Source organism: Vibrio tapetis subsp. quintayensis (assembly GCF_030409945.1).
GTDB classification, from domain to species: Bacteria; Pseudomonadota; Gammaproteobacteria; order Enterobacterales; family Vibrionaceae; genus Vibrio; species Vibrio quintayensis.
In genome coordinates this window covers 120852-142668 of sequence record NZ_JAUFQV010000007.1, presented here as the reverse complement: position 1 = coordinate 142668, position 21817 = coordinate 120852, and the positions used below count along the sequence as shown (strand labels likewise).

Sequence of the window (21817 nt, the reverse complement as noted above, 5' to 3'; positions counted from 1 at the left end):
TATTGGCAACCACTACTATTCTAAGATTGGAGCGTTTTATGGCCGCACGAGAAAACGTTGTGCCGGTACTGCTTGAAAAAGTTTACCGACTAATTCAAGACAAACTAGAGCTTACCCATCAGCCCCTTGTTACTCAACTTGCGAAGCATTTGTTCAGTAATATTTCACAAGACGACCTGGTCCAAAGGAATGAGTCGGATCTCTATGGTGCTGTTATCAGCCTTTGGCATCATATCTGTGAAAAGAAACCTAATGACATATCCGTCCGCGTTTTTAATCCGACCGTAAGCCGTCATGGCTGGCAGTCAACTCATACGATTGTCGAAATCGTCGTACCAGATGGTCCGTTCTTGGTGGACTCGGTTAAAATGGCGTTGGTGCGTTTGGATCTATCTAGCCACTTAATGTTACATGGCCCAACTAAAATCTCTCGAGATAAAACAAACGCCGTAACAGAAGTGAATCACCCGAAAGGAAAAAGCCTGTCACTGTTTCACATTGAAGTCGACATGTTGACTGACAAAGCCTTAATGACTGATCTGAAAAATGAACTTAAATCCATTTTGGTGGATGCAGGCTTGGTTGTTTCTGGTTGGAAACCAATGGCCGCAAGACTCAATTACGTCATTGAAGAAATCGAACAACAACAAAATTCTCTGCCAATAGAGAATGAACGAATTAATGAGACCATCGCCTTTTTGCGCTGGCTTGGTGATCACAACTTCACCTTTATGGGGTACAAAGAATACGATCTCGTGGCGGTTGAGGGTGATCATGAATTGCGTCCAACCGATGAAAAGGGGATGGGTATTCTTTCTGTGAGCGAGCGTGTTCGCAGTATCAAATTATCGAACCTTGCTGATTCCGCTAGAATTGAAGCCAAAAAGCCGTATTTACTGATTGTCACGAAAGGCAATACGGCATCTCATATTCATCGTCCGGCTTATACTGATTACATAGGCATCAAGAAATTTGGCAAAAATGGCAAAGTGGTGGGTGAGCATCGCTTTACCGGCTTGTACACGTCTGCTGTGTATAACCAAAGTGTGTCTAATATCCCGCTGATCAACGAAAAAGTCGAAAGGATCTTGGATTCGAGCGGTTATCAAACGGGATCGTATTCGTTTAAAGCTCTGAACAACATTCTAGAAAACTTCCCTCGCGATGAACTATTACAAGCCAGTGAGCAAGAGCTACTTGAAGTCGGATCCGGTGTTGTACAAATGCAAGATCGAGACATGCTGCGTTTGTTTGTAAGGCGTGATCCATTTGGTCGTTTCTTTAGCTGCATGGTCTATGTGACCAAAGAAAGGTATAACACTGAGTTACGCAGGCAAACACAGAGAATCATTGGTGACTATTTCGATTCTGATCAAGAAGTTGAATTCACTACATTCTTCTCTGAAAGCCCGCTTGCTCGCACGCATTACATTGTACATGTTAAAAATAACAATATGACGGTGAACGTGAAAGAAATAGAACAGAATTTAGTGGAAGTGTCTTCGTCTTGGGATGACCGATTACAAGACGCGATCATTGCCAATTTGGGAGAGAGCACAGGGCTGCCACTTTCCAAGGAATATCTAAAAGCGTTCCCACGTTCTTATAAAGAAGCGATGATGCCAGGCACGGCGGTTGCTGATATCGAAAGGCTAGAGTCGCTTAACGATGACAATAAGCTGGGCATGTTGTTCTATCGTCCTCAGGAAGAACCATCGGATTCGAAAGCAGTACACCTTAAGTTGTACCATAGTGATGAACCTATTCATCTATCCGATGTACTCCCTATGCTTGAGAATCTTGGTTTAAGGGTAATCGGTGAGTCTCCTTATGAAGTGACGAAATCAAATGGAACGGTTTATTGGATCTTAGATTTCTCCATGCTCCACACCAGTGTGAATGATCTGGACTTGCGTGAAGCAAGAGATAAGTTCCAACAAGCTTTCGCGGCAATTTGGGCTGGGGAATTAGAAAGCGATGGTTTTAACCGCTTAGTACTCGGCGCTGGTCTAACAGGCCGAGAAGTAACGATTCTACGTAGTTACGCTCGTTATATGCGACAAGTAGGCTTCCCATTCAGTCAAAGCTATATTGAAGATACGCTAACTCATCACACGGATCTTGCCAGAGGGCTTGTTGATCTATTTGTGAAGCGGTTCGATCCTAAATATAAAGGCAGTAAGAAAAATCAAACTGAGTTGATCAACAGGATCACCAGTGAATTAGACGACGTAGAAAGCTTGGATGACGATCGTATTATTCGCCGTTACATGGAAATGATCATGGCAACGCTGCGAACTAACTACTATCAAAAAGACGAAACTGGTCAGCCAAAACCTTGGTTAGCGCTGAAACTTAAGCCAACCGAGATCCCGGAAATTCCACAACCTGTGCCGGCTTATGAAATATTCGTGTATGCACCTGATATTGAAGGTGTGCACTTACGTGGTGGTAAGGTTGCTCGTGGCGGGCTACGTTGGTCAGACCGTCAAGAAGACTTCCGAACGGAAATTTTGGGCCTGGTTAAAGCCCAGCAAGTAAAAAATACGGTAATTGTGCCAGTAGGCGCGAAAGGCGGTTTCATTTGTAAGCGTCAGCACAACTTCACTGGGCGAGATGAAATCTTTGCTGAGGGGCAGCGTTGTTACAAGCGCTTTATTCGAGCCTTGTTAGACGTATCGGATAACATTATTGAGGGTGAAATAGCGCCTCCTAAAAATGTCGTTCGTCACGATGAAGATGATCCATATTTGGTTGTCGCTGCGGATAAAGGTACGGCGACGTTCTCAGATTTGGCTAACTCTGTATCGGAAGACTATAACTTCTGGCTAGGCGATGCTTTTGCGTCCGGTGGCTCTAATGGCTACGATCATAAAGCAATGGGGATCACGGCAAAAGGTGGCTGGGAGTCGGTTAAGCGACACTTCCGCGAAATGAACATCGACTGCCAAACGACAGATTTCACCTGTGTTGCGGTTGGTGATATGGCGGGGGATGTGTTTGGTAACGGTATGTTGCTTTCTAAACACATACAATTACAAGCGGCGTTTAACCACTTACATATCTTTATCGATCCGACGCCAAATTCGGCGAAAACATGGCCTGAACGTGAGCGTTTGTTTAACTTGCCAAGATCAAGCTGGGAAGACTACAACAAGAAGCTGATCTCGAAAGGCGGCGGCATTTTTTCTCGTCGAGCTAAATCCATCGACTTAACTCCTGAAATTCAAAAAATGCTGGGGACTCGTAAGGCATCAATGACGCCGAACGATTTGATCAAAGCGATTTTGAAGATGGAAGTGGATCTTCTTTGGAATGGCGGAATTGGAACTTACGTTAAATGTTCAAGCGAAACCCATACCGATGTTGGTGACCGAGCTAACGATGGTCTTCGTATTGATGGCGGAGATTTAAGAGCGAAAGTTGTTGGTGAAGGCGGTAACTTGGGTATGACTCAGTTAGGTCGTATCGAATATGCATTAACCGGTGGCCGCGTTAATACCGACTTTGTTGATAACGTTGGTGGTGTAGATTGCTCGGATAACGAAGTTAACATTAAGATCTTCCTTAATGCGTTGGTAGTGAATGGCGACTTAACCGTTAAGCAAAGAAATCAAATCCTTAATAAGATGGAAGATGACGTGGGTGAGATCGTATTACACGATGCATATTGCCAATCAGAATCTATCTCGGTTAGTGAGCGCCAAGGTGCGGCGTTGGTTAAAGAGCAAATTCGCTTTATTCATACAATGGAAAAAGCCGGTTACCTAGATAGGGCGCTTGAGTATATTCCTGATGATGAAACCCTACTAGAAAGAGAAAAAATGGGTAAAGCGTTAACTCGCCCTGAAATCTCTGTTCTTGTCGCTTATGGGAAAATGGTGCTTAAAGAGCAGTTAGTGTGTGATGAGATTTCAAATGATGAATTTCACGGCAAGCAAATTGTGAATTACTTCCCGGATGAGTTACGTCGTAACTATTTGGACCATATGGCAAACCATCCACTGCGAGCGGAAATCATTTCAACGTGTTTGGCTAACCAAATGGTTAATGAAATGGGCTGTAACTTTGTTACTCGTATGCAAGAAGAAACGGGAGCGACGGTTGTAGACATAGCAAACGCCTATTCGGCAGCAAGAGAAATTTTCGACCTTGGTGACATTCTGGCTAAGATCCGAAACGCTGATAACAAAGCAACGACTGACGCGCAATATGATCTGATTTTCAATATACGTCGAACACTAAGACGCTTGTCTCGCTGGTTACTGAGAAACCGTTCAAGTAAGTATACAGTGCAGCAATTGATTGACCTGTACCATGATGATGTACAAGAAACGATGAACGGGCTTGATACTTTATTAGTGGATAGTGAAGTGAAAGAGCATAACGATCTCGCTGACCGTTGGATTGAAAAGGGCATCGATCGCTCGGTTGCCAATTACGTTGCGAGATTGTCTAGTTTGTACTCAGCACTGGATATATCCTCAGTGGCTCGTGAACAAGGTAAATCAGTCACTCAAGCTGCGAAATTGTACTTTACTTTAGGAGACCGTTTATCACTGCATTGGTTCTTGAAGCAAATCAATAATCAAGCGGTGGATAATAACTGGCAAGCCTTGGCTAGAGCAACGTTCCGAGAGGATCTCGATTGGCAGCAAAGGTTGTTAACCGGACAGGTTATGAGTTGCAATTGCTCTAACGATTCGTTCGATACTGAAAATGCTCTGGATGAATGGATTAAGCAAAACCAATTATCGTTAGCACGTTGGGATAACATATTGAATGAATTCAAAGTGGGTTCCGTGCATGAATTTGCTAAATTTTCAGTCGCATTGCGCGAATTAGCGCTTTTAAATTTGAATTGTGCTGCAAATGAGTAAATAATACAGCCCCGTTTAACGGGGCTTTTTTCTATCGGAGGCACAATGCTCTACCGTCTTGCCAGAACTGGCATTTTTAAACTCGACGCTGAGAAAGCACATGACTTAGCTATCGAGAATTTCAAACGTTTCACCGGCACACCTATCGATCTCTTCTATCGTCAACATTTACCTCAGCGCCCAGTAGAGTGCATGGGTATTACATTCAAAAACCCTGTCGGCCTTGCAGCCGGTTTAGATAAAAACGGCGAATGCATCGATGCATTTGGCGCAATGGGTTTTGGGTTCGTTGAAGTTGGAACGGTGACTCCTCGTCCTCAAGATGGCAACGACAAACCTCGTTTGTTCCGCCTTATTGAAGCGGAAGGCATCATCAACCGCATGGGCTTCAATAATCTTGGCGTCGACAACTTAGTTGAGAACGTGAAGAAAAGTAATTACGACGGTGTACTTGGCATCAACATCGGTAAGAATAAAGATACCCCGATTGAAAAGGGCGCTGAAGATTACTTGATCTGCATGGAGAAAGTATATCAGTACGCGGGTTACATTGCGGTCAACATTTCTTCGCCAAATACTCCTGGATTGCGTAGCCTTCAATATGGCGAAGCACTAGACGAGTTACTCGCAGAATTAAAAGCCAAACAAGCGGAATTGGAAAAGTTACACGGTAAGTATGTACCGTTAGCTTTGAAAATTGCTCCTGACCTAAGTGACGATGAAATCAGCCAGATTTGTGAATCGTTAATCCGTCATGGCATTGATGGTGTTATCGCAACCAATACAACATTAGATCGTAGTGTTGTAGAAGGTATGAAACACGCCAATGAAATGGGTGGCTTGAGCGGGCGTCCTGTTCAATCACGCAGTACTGAAGTAGTACGCAAACTTCACCAAGAGCTTGGAGATAAACTTCCAATTATTGGTGTAGGTGGTATTGACTCTTATGTTTCAGCAAAAGAAAAAATGATGGCAGGCGCCAAGCTTGTTCAAGTTTATTCAGGGTTTATTTATAAAGGTCCTGGTCTAGTTAGAGATATCGTTAAAAATCTTTAATTACCTCGCTTCAAACGGCCACATTTCAAGTCATTTCATAAAATAGAAAAGGGGAGTTTTCCCCTTTTTTTTTGTCGATCGCTTTGTAGAATAAGTTGATACACACATTTATCGTTATCCATTAGGTAACGCTAACATGCTGAACATCATCACTATTTGAGATTCACCATCATGGAAGAGATCGCCAAAATGCTAAAGCCAACTAATCATTGGAAATGGTGCTTTGACAAGAAAGAGAATGCTCTTTTCTTGTCTGGTCTTGCTGATGGTATGGCTTATCAGTCGAATATTCCAACCAAACTGCTGGTGGATTGCGCGCTATGCATCAATGAATTTACTGTTGATGATGCAGCGAATTTCCAGTCGTTTAAAGAATCAACCAATGGCTTACCTCTTAGCCAAGTCCGTCAAGATGAACTTATCCTAGCATGCGTGGCGATTCGCCGTTTCCATAAGCCTGTACAGCCTAAGAGCTGGTTCTTCGACTTTCAGGGGGCAGGGTATGCTCCAGAAGAAGGTGAGCTTGTTTATTTGAAGAACGGCCTCAACCAAGGCTTGTTTGTTGTGGTTGAATCTGGTGAAAACGCAAGTGTTTGTATTTCTGTTGATTTAGAGGGCTTTTCACTGAGCAGTTCTAAATTACTTCCTTTCTGCCACCCGATAAAAGTAATGCATGACCGCCTTGCTCGGGCTGAATTGGTGGACTCTTTCGCGCCCGTGGCGCTGGTAGGCTAACGCTACCGACCCTTTATAGATCGTTCCTTAAGCCGATAATTCTCATTATCGGCTTTTTTTTCGCGCCCAAATACTGAGCTTTTAGCTTATCGAAATGGCCAGTAGGTCAAACGACCAGACCAAAACTTGCTGCTAAGTTCTAATCGTGTGTACTTGGTGCTCAATCACCCCGTTCAATAATGAGACATTGCCCTCAATTTACCTCTATATCGTATTTTTTTTATACGTTTATTTCGTCACATTGGAGGTAAATTGAGCCATATATTCCTCGTTTACTCTCAAAAAAAGGGTAAAATCGAATCCAAAATTCAATCTGGTATAGTCCAATTTTGGTATGAATAAGTATGCACTTACTTGTTATCCCTTTAAATACGTACAGAGAATCAGTTGCTGAGTACTTACTTTTTTTGTGGTTGGTTTTGTCAAAGTTGATGCGTTTTTGATGGTTATTTGGGCAGCTAAGAAGAGGTTTTGATAAAAGTAGAAAGAACGGTTCTGTAATCAAGGAATTGTCAGGTATAATCGAGGCCATTTTTGTTATTAAAAGACCAGTATGAATCAGTATTTAGCAATCACATCGAATGGGATGGAAAACCTCCTAGCAGACGAACTTAAGCAACTTGGCATTGATAACCCAAAGCCTGTACAAGCGGGGGTTAAATTCAAGGCGACAAATGAACAGATTTATCGTTGCTGCTTATGGAGCCGTTTGGCTTCAAGATTTGTGCGTGTGCTTGCGGAATTCACTTGCCAAGATGATATGGATTTATATCTATCAGCTACTGCGGTTAACTGGCCTTCATACTTCGATTGCAAAAAACGCTTTGTGGTTGATTTTAATGGTACTAACCAAGAGATCCGTAACAGCCAGTACGGAGCGCTTAAGGTAAAAGATGCCATTGTCGACTGCTTTACTAAAAAGAATTTCGAACGCCCATCCATCGATAAAGAGCAGCCGGACGTACGCATTCATGTGCGTTTACACCGTGATAAAGCCATATTGGGCATTGATATGGTCGGTGCGGGCTTACATCACCGTGGATACCGTACTGAAGCAGGTCGTGCGCCACTGCGTGAAACTCTGGCCGCGGCGATCATTACTCGTACCGGTTGGGACAGTTCAAAATCGTTATTGGATCCTATGTGTGGTTCAGGTACTTTGCTGATAGAAGCGGCAATGAAAGCGGCTAATATCGCGCCTGGTATCAACCGTCAGAGCTGGTGCTTTGAATCTTTGAATGATTTTGAGCCAGAACTTTGGACGGAAGTCAAAGCGGAAGCCAATGTTCAAGGCCGCCGTGGTGTAAACAAAACCACCTGTCGTTTCTTTGGCTTTGATAACGACGCTCGTGTATTGAAGTTAGCGAAAGACAATGCTCGTCGTGCAGGTGTTGCTTCTTTAATTGATTTCGAAATGGGTGATGCAGCGCAAATACGCAAACCTGAAGGGTTTGATCAAGGCCATATTGTCTGTAACCCGCCATATGGTGAGCGTTTAGGAACTGAGCCAGGCCTTATTGCGTTATATACGGCGTTTGGTGCGCAGCTTAAAGCTGAATTTGGTGGCTGTCAGGCTTCTATCTTCTCTTCATCGGACGACTTATTGAGTTGTTTACGCATGCGTGCAGACAAGCAGTTCAAATTAAACAATGGTGCGTTACCGTGTCACCAAAAGAACTACGGTATCAGTGCGAACAGTGCCGCTAAAAAACAAGAAAATGGTGAGCAGCAGCTCATTGCACCAGACTTCTCTAACCGTCTAAAGAAAAACCTATCGAAAATCGGTAAGTGGGCAAGAAGAGAAAAGCTACAGTGCTACCGTGTGTACGATGCTGACTTGCCGGAGTACAACGTTGCCATCGACATTTATCAAGATCATGTCGTTATTCAAGAATACGCAGCACCAAAAGACGTGCCTGAAGAAAAGGCAAAAAGTCGCTTAACAGATGTTATCCGCGCAACTATTCAAGTGACTGGAGTCAACACCAATCACGTTGTTTTGAAAGTTCGTGAGAAAAAGAAAGGCAGTTCTCAATATCAAAAGTTGAGCCAAAACTCAGAATTTATGCAAGTAGAAGAATACGGTGTTCAACTGTTGGTTAACCTGCATGATTACTTAGATACGGGTCTATTCCTTGATCATAAGTTAACTCGTCGTAAAGTCGCGCAAATGGCGCAAGATAAAGACTTTTTGAATCTGTTTGCTTATACAGGTTCTGCTACAGTACATGCAGCTTGTGCCGGTGCTAAATCGACGACAACCGTTGATATGTCTAAAACCTACTTAGAGTGGGCGAAAGAGAACTTAAACATTAATGGTCAATCGGGTAAACAACACCAGTTTATCCATGCTGACTGTCTGCAGTGGTTACAGCAAGCGGGTGGTCAATATGACTTAATTTTTATCGACCCGCCGACATTCTCAAACTCTAAGCGTATGGAACAATCTTTTGATATCCAACGTGACCATATTCAGTTAATGAAAGATCTGAAACGTTTGTTGCGCCCAGAAGGGGTGATCATCTTCTCAAACAACAAGCGTCACTTTAAGATGGACTTGGAGCAAGTCGCGGAATTAGAGCTGCAGGCCGAGAACATCTCATCTAAAACGTTACCACTCGATTTTGCAAGGAATAAGCATATCCACAACTGTTGGATTTTGAAGCACAAAGCATAAGTTAAAGGATTACGGATTGATTACGCTTTACAGCTCACAAGGGTGCCATCTATGTGAGATGGCATTTGAATTGACTTGCCAGCTCGGAATCGACGGTCTTGTGAAGACCGTCGATATTGCTTTTGATGACGCATTGTTTTCTCGTTACGGCGTCACGATACCTGTACTTCAATACGGCAGCGATGAGCTAGGTTGGCCCTTCACTTTACAAGAACTTCAAATTTGGTTAGGAAAACATGGCATTAATTACCATACATAATGGTCAACTCGCGTTTGGTGACCACCCGTTACTAGATAAATCTGATTTCGCACTTCAAGAAAATGAACGTGTTTGTCTTGTTGGCCGAAATGGCGCAGGTAAATCAACGTTGATGAAAGTCATTTCGGGCGAAATCATCATGGATGACGGCAAAATGCAGGTCACTCAAGATGTTGTGGTTTCTCGTTTAGAGCAAGATCCACCAAGAAACGAAGCTGGCACCGTATTTGATTATGTTTCCGGAGGGCTTGCTGAAGTCGGTGAGCAGTTGCGGATCTATCACGATCTTCTTGATCTTATGGTTACAGACCCAAGCGATAAGAACATTAATCATTTAGCAAGAGTTCAAGAGCAACTCGAGCACGCCGGAGCATGGCGTTTTGAAGACCGCATTAAAAACGTAATGGCTTCTCTTAAGTTAGATGGGAGCACACTGTTAACAGACCTTTCCGGTGGTTGGCAGCGTAAAGCGGCCTTGGCTCGCGCGTTGGTTTGTGATCCTGATGTCTTATTACTGGATGAACCGACTAACCACTTAGATGTAACGACCATTGAATGGCTTGAGAACTTTTTGAAAGATTTCCGCGGTTCAATTATCTTCATTTCCCATGACCGTGCCTTTATTCAATCCATGGCGACTCGAATTGTCGACCTTGATCGTGGCCAATTGAGCAGCTTTCCTGGAAATTACGAAAATTACCTACTTGAAAAAGAAGAGATGCTTCGTGTTGAAGAGATGCAAAACGCCGAATTTGATAAGAAACTGGCGCAAGAAGAAGTGTGGATTCGTCAGGGCATCAAAGCCCGTCGTACTCGTAATGAAGGCCGTGTAAGAGCACTTAAAGCTCTGCGTAATGAACGTAGCGAGCGCAGAGAAGTGCAGGGTAAAGCGAACATTCAAATCGATACCTCAGCCCGTTCAGGTAAAATCGTATTTGAAGCTGAAAACCTTTGCTTCCAGTTTGAAGGCAATAAAATTGTTGATGACTTTAGCTTTAACATCATGCGTGGCGATCGAATAGCACTGATTGGTCCGAATGGTTGCGGTAAGAGTACGTTACTTCAATTACTACTAGGTAACCTTCAACCAGATTCAGGCCGTTTACATTGCGGTACCAAGCTTGAGGTCGCGTATTTTGACCAGTACCGTGAAAAGCTCGATCCTGAGAAGACAGTAATCGACAATTTGGCAGACGGTAAACAAGAAGTGACCGTTGGTGGTCGTGAGCGCCATGCTCTTAGCTATTTGCAAGATTTCTTGTTTGCACCTAAGCGAGCAAGAACACCAGTTAAAGCGCTTTCTGGTGGTGAAAAGAACCGTCTATTACTGGCTAAAATCTTCCTCAAATCAAACAATCTATTGATTCTCGATGAGCCAACCAATGATCTAGACATCGAAACTTTGGAACTTTTAGAGGATTTGCTTGCCAACTATCAGGGTACTTTGCTTTTAGTGAGTCACGATCGTCAGTTTGTTGATAACACCGTGATGAGCAGCTGGATTTTTGAAGGTAATGGCAAAATTGAAGAATTTGTTGGTGGCTATCACGATGCCCAACAGCAACGCTCTCAAGTATTGCAAACACGAGCGCCTGAAAAACCAGCAAAAAGTAAAAAACAAGTTGAGGAAACTCCCAAAACTTCTCAGCCAGTTGTTAAGGCAAAGAAGTTATCGTATAAGCTACAACGAGAGTTGGAATTGTTGCCTCAACGCCTAGAAGATTTAGAGCAAGAGATTGAAGATTTGCAGGGTCAAGTGAACGATCCTAGCTTCTTTAATAAATCTATCGACGAGACTCAAGCTGTATTGGATAAGTTATCCGCTACAGAACAGGAATTAGAAATTGCATTCGTACGCTGGGAAGAGCTGGATGCAATGTAATAGGACAAGATGTAATAATGAGTAGTAAAACATTTAAACTGTCTACTTTAGCTGCCATGGTGATGGCAGCAACAAGCGCAAATGCTGCACTTTATACCATTGATTTGGTTTCAGAGCCGATTAATGACTCAAAAAATCCAAACTCAAACTTTGATAATGAACACTATTCGACAGCGATTCAAGAAACGTCAAATGTAAACAATTGTTTCAGAGAGGATTGTACTGCTGATAGTACCAAAGTAGCTACACGCGGCCGTTTGGGCGAGGCAGGACAGTTTATTAATCATGAGGTCGATCTACAGTTTGATAACCGCCTAAACATGGTTTTAGAAAGTGATATTCGCTATCAGTACCTAAAGTACTGTGAGTGGAACTACAAATACGAAACCTGTACCAACTGGGCTGATCGCTACACTTGGGGCAACGGTGGTTCTGGCGGTGCAAACAAGATTATTAATTCTTGGGGCCAAACGTTCAATGCAGATAATAACAATACTAAAGGTTATGTCGATGGCACTCGTTTGGATATTCCTACCACGGTCGGTACGGCAAAAACGTCTACCATAACGGGTACTCAAGAGGTTGTGGTCAACTCTATTGCTGATAATGGTGATTTAATTGCGAATATCAGTAGTGGATATGTAGCGACTAACTCTGGCAATAGTGGCCGAAATTATAAAAGCCGAGCTATTGTATCTAAAAGTGGCGCTGTAACAGAGCTTCCTTCATTTTTGACTTCTGGTATTGGCGCTCTTTTAGCACCAACACGTGCGTTTGATGAATTCGAATATGACGGTAAGAATTATGCTGTTGGTTCGGCTGCAAGTGATGTATTTAATTCGCGCAGTTGTTCTAATACAACGAACCCGGAAGAGAGCTCATCTTGCCAAAATACCATTTATAATAGCAAAGCGTCGGTTTGGGAGTTGAATACACCGGCACCGATTCAGGTAGCAAATTGGAATGGTTTTAGCGGTACAAGTCCGGGCAACTCGAATTCCATCAACTCTAGCATTCGTGGTGCCGCGATTGCTGCAGGCGGTACCTACGATGCTTTGCCCGTATTAGCCGGTTACAACGCAACAAATGGCGATAGTCGGTCTATGCTGCAAGCTGCGGTATTTTTGCCTAACACGACTGGGTTTACGGTTGCCACAGATCAATGGACATCTAAAACTGTTGCGGGAACAGAACTCAAGAGCGGCAGTGACTGGCTTTACAGTAATTCAACCGCGACAGACATCAATAACAAGCTAATTGTCATTGGTACAAGTAAACGTGGCAGCTTCGACTACATTCGTGGTAGCAGTAGCACAGGTAACACCGATATCCCAGTTCAAAACGGTTCATTGAACAATCGTTTGTGGGTCGCAGATGCGTCAACTGGAAGCCCGACTGCAGACTACTTAAGTGGGGGCATCTTCTTTGATGGCGCTGGCGGTGAAATGGGAGCGATTAACAATCATAACGAGATTGTCGGGCGTGTTCATGCTGAAACTTCACGTGAAGTTCAAGGTAAAGTCCGTCGTGAACGTGGCTTCATTCTTCCATACGGAGCGGATGCAGATAGAAAAGACACGTTCAACTCTAAAGCTTGGTGGTTAGATGACTTAACCAACGACGGTAGCCAAAGTGGAAATGCCAATAAGTATCGAATTCTAGACGCTAACGACATTAACGATGCCGGTATTATTGCAGCTACAGCGGTTTACTGTTCTATTGGTTACAAAACCACATCTCATAACTCTGAGTGTGGCGAACCAGAAAAGAAAGTTGCGATAAAACTGATTCCTATAAATGGCGCAACGTCTGCCAATATTCAGGTAAGGTCAACAGATTCTAACCCTGTCACCAGAAAAGGTGCTGGCCTAGGTTGGATGTTCTTAGCTGGTCTAACACTATTTGGTTTCCGTCGTAAATAATATAATTGTAATAATAGGCATGGTTTCACAAAAATGAAACCATGCCTTTTTTGTGTCTTGTGTATCTACTCATTCTGTACAATTCTTAATCATGGAGTAACGAAAACTCCATAGAACATTAATAGTAGTAAATTACGAATTATTGATTTTGTGAGGACTGTACTATGAAGAGACAGAAACGTGACCGCCAAGAACGAGCTCAATCTCAAGGTTACAAAGCAGGAGTGAATGGGAGGTCTCAAGAGGAGTGCCCATATCAACAAATGGAAGCGAGATCGAATTGGTTAGGTGGTTGGCGGGACGCCAGAGATGACAAACAAGCTGGTCTCTATAAATAACTTACAACCTTCAGAATAGGAAAAGGCCCCTTAATATGGGGCCTTTTGCGTTATGTGTTCATGAGTTTAGATGTCCACATAACGCACTATAACTAAATAATTGATAACAAAAAAGACAGCTTTTTCAGCTGCCTAAATTAGCTTAGAAGTTAGATGTGTCTTGGAACAAACCAACTTTCAAATCTTTCGCGACGTAAATCTCTTTACCATCAACTAAAACTCGGCCATCAGCAAGGCCCATAACAAGGCGACGATTCACAACACGTTTCATGTGAATTTCGTAAGTCACTTTTTTCGCTGTTGGCAGGATTTGACCAGTAAATTTCACTTCACCCACACCTAGAGCACGACCTTTGCCTTCACCGCCAACCCAGCCAAGGTAGAAACCAACTAGTTGCCACATTGCATCGAGGCCTAGGCAACCAGGCATTACAGGGTCGCCAGGGAAGTGACAGTCAAAGAACCAAAGATCAGGAGTAATATCCAGTTCAGCCAAGATCAAACCTTTACCGAAATCGCCTTCAGTTTCAGACATCTTTGTAATTCGATCCATCATCAGCATATTTGGTGCTGGTAACTGTGGGCCAGTAGGACCGAATAATTCGCCTTGGCTAGAAGCTAAAAGGTCTTCACGAGTATATGAATCACGTTTATTTTGCATTATTTTATTACTCCAAAAATACTTATTGGGCATGTTAGTGAACAGCTGTACGCTAAACAAGTCGGATCAGTTATGGTCAAACCACTGTTTAAGTCTCGTAATCAAACCATTAGCCGGGATGTGCCGTTCAAAATCATCAATCCGTTGTGCTATTTTATTTAAAATTGTGTCTTCATCATCACCACGAAGCGCTTTTCCAGTTAGCAACGGAACCGCTTCATCTACCGATTCTACTGACCAAATATGGAACTGCTCGTTCTTTATGGCATCAATGACATCGTCGTGTAATGCTAAATGTTTGAGGTTTGTCTTAGGAAGAATGACACCTTGACCACCGGTTAAACCTTTATGCTGGCAGATGTGAAAAAAGCCTTCTATTTTTTCGTTTAAACCGCCAACTGCTTGTACTCGACCGAACTGATCAACCGCACCTGTTATCGCTATTTGTTGATTGATCGGTTGTTCTGATAGGGCACTGACCAATGAACACAGTTCGGCTAAAGAAGCACTGTCGCCGTCAACCTCACAATAAGATTGCTCAAATACAACTGAGGCAGAGTAAGGCAATGGTTCGTCTAAATTGAGAGCACTGCTGACAAACGCCTGCATGATCATCATGCCTTTAGCATGGAGGTTACCACCAAGCTCAGCTTTTCGTTCAACATCGTTGATGTCGCCGTCACCAAAATGTACGACACAAGAAATACGAGCGGGCTCGCCATAAGAAATCGGATGACCCGGTATTTCGACCACAGTTAAGCCATTAACTTGGCCAACCTGATCACCTTCGGTTTCAATAATCACTTGACCGCCGAGAATATCGTCTACGGCGCGAAGGGTTAGATAGGACTCTCGATAATACTTGTGTTCGATGGCCGCCTTAATATCTGAAAACGCGACAGTGTCACCTTTTGATTCCAGTGCCGCTTCAGATAACAATGCGTTGTGCCAGACTGGGCTTAAAGGAGCGAAGTCTTGGTCTTCACATTGTCTAGCGCCAGCAGTTAGCAAGGCGGTGACCGAATCACTGTTGATACCTGGCAGTTGGAATCTGTTAAGTAGCCCTTTCACGTAGCCAAGGTATAAAGATAGTGACTCTTCATTGAGTCTTATTTCTAATTCTACTTCACTAAACATACAAAGGCCTGTTTGTATGTCGGTATCGAAGAAATCAAGATCGCCCATTTGGTTTCTATCACCAATGACAACGAGCTTAATATCAAAATTTGATGACGGTACTGTGTGCGCTAGATTTTTGCTGTCTGCATTAATCGGAGAAATCGCATCTCCGAGCAGAGCGGATTTGAGTTTAGTCCACATCACAGGGTTAGCCAAAATCAGATTGGCAGAAACCATCAGATAGCCACCATCAGCTTGTTCTAGGTAGCCCTTAGTATGCTCAACAATTTCACCGTCTTTTGCTTGATACAAACCGAATAGGGCATCTGAATCCAAAGATTCTATACGAACGACCGGTTTGCCTGTTGAAATCACGCCTGCTTCTTGAAGCTGCTTAAAGCCATCAACAATTATTTGGCGATAGATAGCATTGTCTGGTGCGTTAACTAATAAAACTCGAGTTAAACTATTGAGACGGTCGAATCGAGATATGGCTGATGCAAGGCGCGGCTGAACATCCAAAAACGTTAAGGGTACTAGCTCGTGATATTGCGAAATCACTTGCGTAAATGAATCGTACTGAGGTGTTACTGATTGCCAATTTTCTAGCATCTTAGGCGCTATGTCTCATGTTAAAAGAGCCAAAGTATATAGAAAATTAGTGATACGTTATAGTGTTATCTTGCAATTGGATGAAGCAATCAGTAATCCTGATCAATTTGATTTTGATGTTACTTTGGGTTACGCTGTCACACATAAATAGTAATGGAACAGGTTCATGAAATATCAGCAGCTAGAAAATCTGGAATGTGGTTGGAAATGGCAATATCTCGTCAAAAAATGGAAAGACGGAGAAACTGTTACGCACTATATCGATACTAGTGAAGATACCGCTGCGGTTGAGCAACTCAAACGATTAGAGCATGAACCTACCAAAGTGTTGGAATGGATAAGCCAACATATGTCGCCTGAGCTTGATAATAAAATGAAGCAAGCCATCAGGGCAAAAAGAAAGCGCCATTTTAATGCAGAACAGATTCACACCAAGAAAAAATCGATTGATCTTGATTACCGCGTTTGGGAAAAGCTCTCTAATCGAGCGGGTGAGTTAGGCTGCACACTTTCCGATGCTATTGAGTATTTATTGGGCGAGGCTTCGCGTAGTGAAAAAGCAAGCCAGAAAGTCGACAGCCTAAAAGAAGATTTGAGTAAGTTACTATCAGACTGAGGAGCTAGTCTATGTTATGGGTATTGGTTGTGGCCGCAGTCTTGATTTTTTGGCTTGTTGGCGTCGATAGACCTCGACTAAAAATGGAGTTCAAGGATGGAGAGTTGCTGAAAGTAAAAGGGCACTTACCTGCAACTTTTAAGCACAATTGCTTAGATATCGCTCATCGTCAGCCATTTTCTGGTGTTATTAAGGTTTACAGTACTCGAAGTGGCGCAAAGTTGACGTTCTCTAAAACTATCCCAAATAAAATCCAACAGCGTATTCGAAACGTTTTTCCTCACCAAGGCTTCAAAAGCGACAGTAGCAAGAAAAGTGCGTGATTTAGCCAAGTCATCCAACGCAAACGATGCAACAACCACTCGCTGACATATATTATTAACGGATAGCTCGAATTCGTGTCATCGCATTGTATAGATACAGCGTGAGTTTGATTACATTGGTGATACCTAAAGCCGTCACGGTTTCAAGTGACGGTTTTTTTATGCCTAAACAACGGTATTTAAACAGGAGCATTCATGGGTGCCAGAATCTTACGAATGATGTTCATTGGTCTTATATCTGTCAGCACGTTGTCGATAGCTGACGATGCACAAATTAATCCAGTGGCTAAGAAACTCAAAACGAAAATTGAACGAGCTGTTAATAAGTACAAGAAACCATTATCTGGCTATTGTGATTTTACGATTGAAATGGAACACAAAGGCAAATTTACCTACGTAAAAAGCACACGAACCAGCGGAGATCATAAACTTTGTAAGCTTGGTAAAAGATCCATTAAAAAAGGAATGAGATTTCGCTATAAAAAGCCGGAAAAGTTTATCCGAATTCAGGTCGTACAAGAATAAAGTGACAGATTTATTGGTGGCTGTTTATATATACAGTGGCGAGGTTTTTTAGTGCCGTTTACTAATGATAATTAGAACTTAATGCCTACAATCTCAGTGCGCATTATATATCTTATGTTAAATAAGGTATTGTAGTAATCGACTGGACCCCCAATCACTATCCCCCTATAACCCAACAAGCTACTTACGTGAGGCTATTTAACCATAACCGGTATTTACCATAAAATAGCTAATAATCATTACTTTAATCAAAGATTAAGTCCTGACTATTAGCTGATAGCTTTAGAGAAAACGGCTAAGTGCTCGTTGTAGATCCTTACTTCTTACCGGTTTGGTAATGAAATCATCCATTCCCGAGCTTAGGCATTGAGCTTTGTCATCCGGCATCGCGTGTGCAGTAAGCGCTAGAATTGGCAAAGAGATGTTTAGCTTCCTTAGCTCACGTGTCGCTGTGATGCCGTCCATCTCTGGCATAGAGATGTCCATGAAGATTAAATCTAAGTTGTTTTCGTTTTCTTTGGCAATCTCTATTGCTTCCAAACCATTATTGGCAATCGTGACATTGTGCCCCAAATTATTGAGTAATAACTGGATAACCATCTGGTTCGCGGGGCTATCTTCCGCTACGAGAATATTCAGAGACTGACGCTTTATAATTACTTCTTCGTTATTGCCGGACGTCGTCGTATTGTTGAAGTCATCGTTTCTGACGTGTGACGTGGTAACAGGTATCGAAACTAGAAACCGGCTTCCCTGGCCAATATCACTGGTAACACAGATTGAGCCATTGAACGAATGAACGAGATGTTTTGTGATCGTTAGCCCTAAACCTGTTCCTCCAAATTTGCGAGTGATCGAACTGTCTGCCTGAACGAAAGGACTGAACAATTTATCAATCGCATTTTGCTCCATGCCAATCCCGGTATCTTCAACTTCTAAATTTAAATACTTGTTCTCGCTTAATGAAATTGAGATTTTTATGCATCCGACCGACGTAAACTTGATCGCATTTCCTACCAAATTAAATAGGATTTGAGATAGCCTGGTCGGATCGGTGTTGATGTAAATCGGTAGTTCTTCGTCAAGTGAAGTAATGAAAGATAAGCCCTTTGACTCAGCAATTGGATGGTATTGAGTCAAGCTATTAGTTACAGTGTCTCGTAGGTTAACGACTTGTTTTTCAAGCTTAAAGCTTGCAGATTCTACTTTAGACAAATCCAATACATCTGAAATAATAGCAAGCAGTAGCTCTGCGGATGATGCCATTAGCTCTAGTCTGTCTTGGTCTTTTTCGCGTGGCGTAGATCCCAACAAAACGTCAATTAAGCCTAATATAGCATTTAGAGGCGTTCTTATTTCATGGCTCATCATTGCTAGAAATTCAGATTTGGCTCGGTTCGCTTTTTCAGCTTCCAACCGAGCTTTTTTAACCTCAAGAAAACGTCTTCGTCTCAACGTTACATCTTTAACTATGCCTCTATAGCCAAGAAAGTTACCGTGTTGATCATAGTAAGGTGCCCCACTCACGCTGAGCCATTCACCTTTAGATTCATTATTGCACCATTCAAGTTTTTTAAAGGGCTGTCTCTTATCGAACGAATCTCGAATTTGATCCGCTAAATTTACATTATTTATCTGGCTTAAGAGATCTTTGTTCGACAGGTCGAAGCTTAACGAATTCAACTCCGATATATAGGTGAAGTTAAGCCGTTTATCGGTTTCCCACAGCCAATCACCTACGCTATTGGCAAAATCGTGGAAACGTTCCCTACTTCGCCTTAACTGAGCGGTGCGAGACATAACGATCGATTGCAGCTTTTCTTTATAGGTTATGTCGACGAGTGCCCTTTCAATAAGCGGTAAAAAACGCATCAGTGCCGCTTTACTTTCAGAACCAAATTGAGAACGATGCTTACCGAGAAAAAGAATAATATACTGATTAGCTTCAGTTTTTACCCCAGTAAGTAAAACAGAGCCAATTTGATCTTTCACTATTGAGTTAAACTTATCAAACTGCGTCAGTACATTTGGCTTATATAAAACAATGCAGTCACCTTCTAATCCACGCTCGAATTTTTCGTCATAGACCCATGAATCGGATGCCAATGCCTGATTAGTGGATAGTAAAGTATTAAAAGATTCTTCGGCTTCCGAACGCGATAGTATTACAGCATCTTCAAAGTTGATGTACTGCTTTAAGACCGGAAGTAATACGTTGAATGTTTGCTGCTTACTGTGGGTTCCACTCATGGATGATAACGCATCCAGAATCGCCCGATTTTCATTCATAAGACGCTGTTCATTAGCCTTACTTGTTTGTAATGCTAATTTGGCCTCTTCAAGTTGCTCTTTTTCTAACGTATTCATCCGTAATTCTTTATGTATGAAACACTGCAGAAGAAATCATAAGATTTCCATGAGAGTTAACGCCCGTATTGAACCCACCTTGCTCTCCGAAAGTAAACGGACATATATATGATTTCTTGTCTAATGCGTTGTGAATTTGTTTACTCACCTGATCCATTGCTGTCTCTATATTAAGCATCGAACCAGCACAAAAAATACTGATACTACCAATAGAAGATGAATCGACTAAATGCGATTGCTTTGCAGTCTCGATCACTCTCTCTGCTCGAGAAATTAGGCGTTGTTTAGATCCCAACATCAGGTGGATTGTTTCCCCCTCTTGAATAGAGGTAAAGGTCTCGATACCGCCATTAGGCCCTATTTGTGTAGGGTGAGCCAAATTATATAATGGTTGGCCATCGACTCCGTAACTTACACGCCCAAGAGGAAATGAATTGGTATTTTCAAATAATGTTTGATTATCTTGCAGTGTGACATTGTCACTCATATCTATCCAGTCCCGATAAACATTAAGAGACGGTTTATGGTCAATCTCGATAAGTTCTCTACCTTTAACTTTAGTCACAGTACCAAAGTATTCTGTCGCGGAATAGCCAGCTTGGAAGCCAGCTGTAACAGGCTGAGACGGAAAAAGAACCGTAATGGACACTGCAGATTTATGTGCATCTGATTGGCTGAATAAACTCCATTCGCCTGTCATTTTGTGATCTGCGGCTGTTCCTCCTAGTAAGGGAACATACCCGCCAAACTCACTATTTATCTGATCTATAGCAAGTTCTTCTGCACCCGTGCTGGTATGCAAAATGATGAGTTCCGGTTGCTCTCCAGTCCGCTTGCATTTGGCTAGAGCCGCATTAAGAGCTCTTTGCGTAGCTAAGCCTACATCAGAGCATTCATCCAAAGAAGTGATGGCACTGGCATAAGCACTGGACGTATTATCTGTTATTGCCAAAATCCCTACGACAGGGCCTTGATGAAACCCTTTGTCCGTCATAATACCTCTGCATGAAGAAGCTCCCATAGTGACAGACTGGGGAAACTGACTCGTCAGTTTAAGTGATAGCTCTTGAGGGCAGTACTCCTCGGTGTAATAACATAAAATGAGAGACGGCTGGATATCTTGTGGTATCTGTCGTCTCATGTCGTCGATAGCTGTGTTTACTGACACACTATGTGAGTACGCTGATACTAATTTCATTATGTTCTTATTATTTATAATCTACACGTTTACATTGCGAATTATACACTCGAGAGATAAAAGTCAAAACTATTCCATTTCGTTTGAGATATATAACAAGCATTATTGTTATTTTTGTAGATTAAGCCGTACTATTTCAGAGTTATCTTGATTTGTTAATAATATGTTTATGTTGTTATCATCTGTTTGTACTTGCCATCTATTGGAAGAATTACTCACCATTCCATCTGTACTTGATAATTTTATATCTACGTCTTCCAGTTGGCCTTTTAATAAATAGCCTCCATCAATTTCGATAATGCTGATCTTTTCCGCATTAAACAAAAACTCACATTTGTTTACATTGCATTTACTAAATGTATACACCTTGTGCCGAAATGTTCGCCATGTAAAAGCTGCGACTAAAATCAACAACATGACGATAATTTGAGCAAGCCTAGCCCTCGTCAACTTCTCTGCAGCCATTATCTCTATTCTCCTTTGTAACAAGCTTCAAACTTTTAGCAATAAGTTGCTATAACCCAAGTATATGTGAGGTTAACGCCCTGTCATTGATATGTTAATTCAAGTATAGTGTTAAGCGAAAATGCCGCTTTATTTTTTAAATCGTAAACGGAATTAACATTATGATAAATCGAAAATTCCTA

Annotated in this window: 16 protein-coding genes; 11 read left to right on the top strand and 5 right to left on the bottom strand. The window is 42.3% G+C overall.

Annotated elements, in window-relative coordinates:
• Positions 1-38: 38 nt before the first annotated feature.
• The 8 genes from QWZ04_RS02515 (at position 39) to rmf (ending at position 13749) form a co-directional block, all read left to right on the top strand.
• Positions 39-4880, top strand: coding sequence for an NAD-glutamate dehydrogenase (locus tag QWZ04_RS02515; RefSeq protein ID WP_290324773.1), 4842 nt, complete (start codon positions 39-41; stop codon positions 4878-4880).
• A 45-nt stretch (positions 4881-4925) separates the two neighbouring features.
• Positions 4926-5936 carry a quinone-dependent dihydroorotate dehydrogenase gene (gene pyrD, locus QWZ04_RS02510; protein ID WP_290324634.1) on the top strand — a complete coding sequence of 337 codons (1011 nt, stop codon included), beginning with the start codon at positions 4926-4928 and terminating at the stop codon, positions 5934-5936.
• 189 nt (positions 5937-6125) lie between these two features.
• Complete coding sequence (locus QWZ04_RS02505) at positions 6126-6671, top strand: cell division protein ZapC (RefSeq protein ID WP_290324771.1); 546 nt, start codon at positions 6126-6128, stop codon at positions 6669-6671.
• 553 nt (positions 6672-7224) lie between these two features.
• A complete protein-coding gene (gene rlmKL, locus QWZ04_RS02500) occupies positions 7225-9348 on the top strand; it encodes a bifunctional 23S rRNA (guanine(2069)-N(7))-methyltransferase RlmK/23S rRNA (guanine(2445)-N(2))-methyltransferase RlmL (protein WP_290324633.1) in 2124 nt (707 codons plus the stop codon).
• A gap of 16 nt (positions 9349-9364) precedes the next feature.
• A complete protein-coding gene (locus QWZ04_RS02495; RefSeq protein WP_290324632.1) occupies positions 9365-9607 on the top strand; it encodes a glutaredoxin family protein in 243 nt (80 codons plus the stop codon).
• Positions 9585-11489, top strand: coding sequence for an ABC transporter ATP-binding protein (locus QWZ04_RS02490; protein WP_290324630.1), 1905 nt, complete (start codon positions 9585-9587; stop codon positions 11487-11489). The genes QWZ04_RS02495 and QWZ04_RS02490 overlap by 23 nt, the downstream gene beginning before the upstream one ends.
• Positions 11490-11506: 17 nt before the next feature.
• Complete coding sequence (locus tag QWZ04_RS02485; RefSeq protein WP_290324628.1) at positions 11507-13411, top strand: DUF3466 family protein; 1905 nt, start codon at positions 11507-11509, stop codon at positions 13409-13411.
• 164 nt (positions 13412-13575) lie between these two features.
• On the top strand, positions 13576-13749 hold the full coding sequence (gene rmf / locus QWZ04_RS02480; protein ID WP_102521418.1) for a ribosome modulation factor: 174 nt from the start codon (positions 13576-13578) through the stop codon (positions 13747-13749).
• A gap of 142 nt (positions 13750-13891) precedes the next feature.
• Here rmf and fabA read toward each other — a convergent pair whose 3' ends face one another.
• Positions 13892-14410, bottom strand: a complete 519-nt coding sequence (fabA, locus tag QWZ04_RS02475; protein ID WP_102521419.1) for a bifunctional 3-hydroxydecanoyl-ACP dehydratase/trans-2-decenoyl-ACP isomerase — start codon at positions 14408-14410, stop codon at positions 13892-13894.
• Between the two features lie 66 nt (positions 14411-14476).
• Positions 14477-16141: a S16 family serine protease gene (locus tag QWZ04_RS02470; RefSeq protein ID WP_290324624.1), complete on the bottom strand. Its 1665-nt coding sequence runs from the start codon at positions 16139-16141 to the stop codon at positions 14477-14479.
• Positions 16142-16307: 166 nt separating this feature from the next.
• Between QWZ04_RS02470 and matP the strand changes: the two genes are divergently transcribed.
• The 3 genes from matP to QWZ04_RS02455 all read left to right on the top strand — a co-directional run bounded on the left by matP (position 16308) and on the right by QWZ04_RS02455 (position 17605).
• Positions 16308-16757 carry a macrodomain Ter protein MatP gene (gene matP / locus QWZ04_RS02465; RefSeq protein WP_290324622.1) on the top strand — a complete coding sequence of 150 codons (450 nt, stop codon included), beginning with the start codon at positions 16308-16310 and terminating at the stop codon, positions 16755-16757.
• An 11-nt stretch (positions 16758-16768) separates the two neighbouring features.
• A complete protein-coding gene (locus tag QWZ04_RS02460) occupies positions 16769-17080 on the top strand; it encodes a DUF3634 family protein (RefSeq protein ID WP_290324620.1) in 312 nt (103 codons plus the stop codon).
• A gap of 195 nt (positions 17081-17275) precedes the next feature.
• Positions 17276-17605, top strand: a complete 330-nt coding sequence (locus QWZ04_RS02455; protein ID WP_290324618.1) for a hypothetical protein — start codon at positions 17276-17278, stop codon at positions 17603-17605.
• 282 nt (positions 17606-17887) lie between these two features.
• On the opposite strand, the gene QWZ04_RS02450 is transcribed toward QWZ04_RS02455, so the two are convergent.
• From QWZ04_RS02450 to QWZ04_RS02440, 3 genes are all read right to left on the bottom strand, one after another.
• Entirely contained in the window at positions 17888-19972 is a 2085-nt protein-coding gene (locus tag QWZ04_RS02450) for a response regulator (protein ID WP_290324616.1), read from the bottom strand.
• Between the two features lie 10 nt (positions 19973-19982).
• A complete protein-coding gene (locus QWZ04_RS02445) occupies positions 19983-21170 on the bottom strand; it encodes an FIST signal transduction protein (protein ID WP_290324614.1) in 1188 nt (395 codons plus the stop codon).
• 108 nt (positions 21171-21278) lie between these two features.
• Positions 21279-21635 (bottom strand): hypothetical protein, encoded by a 357-nt coding sequence (locus QWZ04_RS02440; protein ID WP_290324612.1) that lies wholly within the window; start codon positions 21633-21635, stop codon positions 21279-21281.
• Positions 21636-21817 lie beyond the last annotated feature (182 nt).

Bases quoted from the DNA above. Each gene is read 5' to 3' on its own strand.
- QWZ04_RS02515 (WP_290324773.1), top strand. From the start codon at position 39: ATGGCCGCACGAGAAAACGTTGTGCCGGTACTGCTTGAAAAAGTTTAC.
- pyrD (WP_290324634.1), top strand. From the start codon at position 4,926: ATGCTCTACCGTCTTGCCAGAACTGGCATTTTTAAACTCGACGCTGAG.
- QWZ04_RS02505 (WP_290324771.1), top strand. From the start codon at position 6,126: ATGCTAAAGCCAACTAATCATTGGAAATGGTGCTTTGACAAGAAAGAG.
- rlmKL (WP_290324633.1), top strand. From the start codon at position 7,225: ATGAATCAGTATTTAGCAATCACATCGAATGGGATGGAAAACCTCCTA.
- QWZ04_RS02490 (WP_290324630.1), top strand. From the start codon at position 9,585: ATGGCATTAATTACCATACATAATGGTCAACTCGCGTTTGGTGACCAC.
- QWZ04_RS02485 (WP_290324628.1), top strand. From the start codon at position 11,507: ATGAGTAGTAAAACATTTAAACTGTCTACTTTAGCTGCCATGGTGATG.
- rmf (WP_102521418.1), top strand. From the start codon at position 13,576: ATGAAGAGACAGAAACGTGACCGCCAAGAACGAGCTCAATCTCAAGGT.
- fabA (WP_102521419.1), bottom strand. From the start codon at position 14,410: ATGCAAAATAAACGTGATTCATATACTCGTGAAGACCTTTTAGCTTCT.
- QWZ04_RS02470 (WP_290324624.1), bottom strand. From the start codon at position 16,141: ATGCTAGAAAATTGGCAATCAGTAACACCTCAGTACGATTCATTTACG.
- matP (WP_290324622.1), top strand. From the start codon at position 16,308: ATGAAATATCAGCAGCTAGAAAATCTGGAATGTGGTTGGAAATGGCAA.
- QWZ04_RS02460 (WP_290324620.1), top strand. From the start codon at position 16,769: ATGTTATGGGTATTGGTTGTGGCCGCAGTCTTGATTTTTTGGCTTGTT.
- QWZ04_RS02455 (WP_290324618.1), top strand. From the start codon at position 17,276: ATGGGTGCCAGAATCTTACGAATGATGTTCATTGGTCTTATATCTGTC.
- QWZ04_RS02450 (WP_290324616.1), bottom strand. From the start codon at position 19,972: ATGAATACGTTAGAAAAAGAGCAACTTGAAGAGGCCAAATTAGCATTA.
- QWZ04_RS02445 (WP_290324614.1), bottom strand. From the start codon at position 21,170: ATGAAATTAGTATCAGCGTACTCACATAGTGTGTCAGTAAACACAGCT.
- QWZ04_RS02440 (WP_290324612.1), bottom strand. From the start codon at position 21,635: ATGGCTGCAGAGAAGTTGACGAGGGCTAGGCTTGCTCAAATTATCGTC.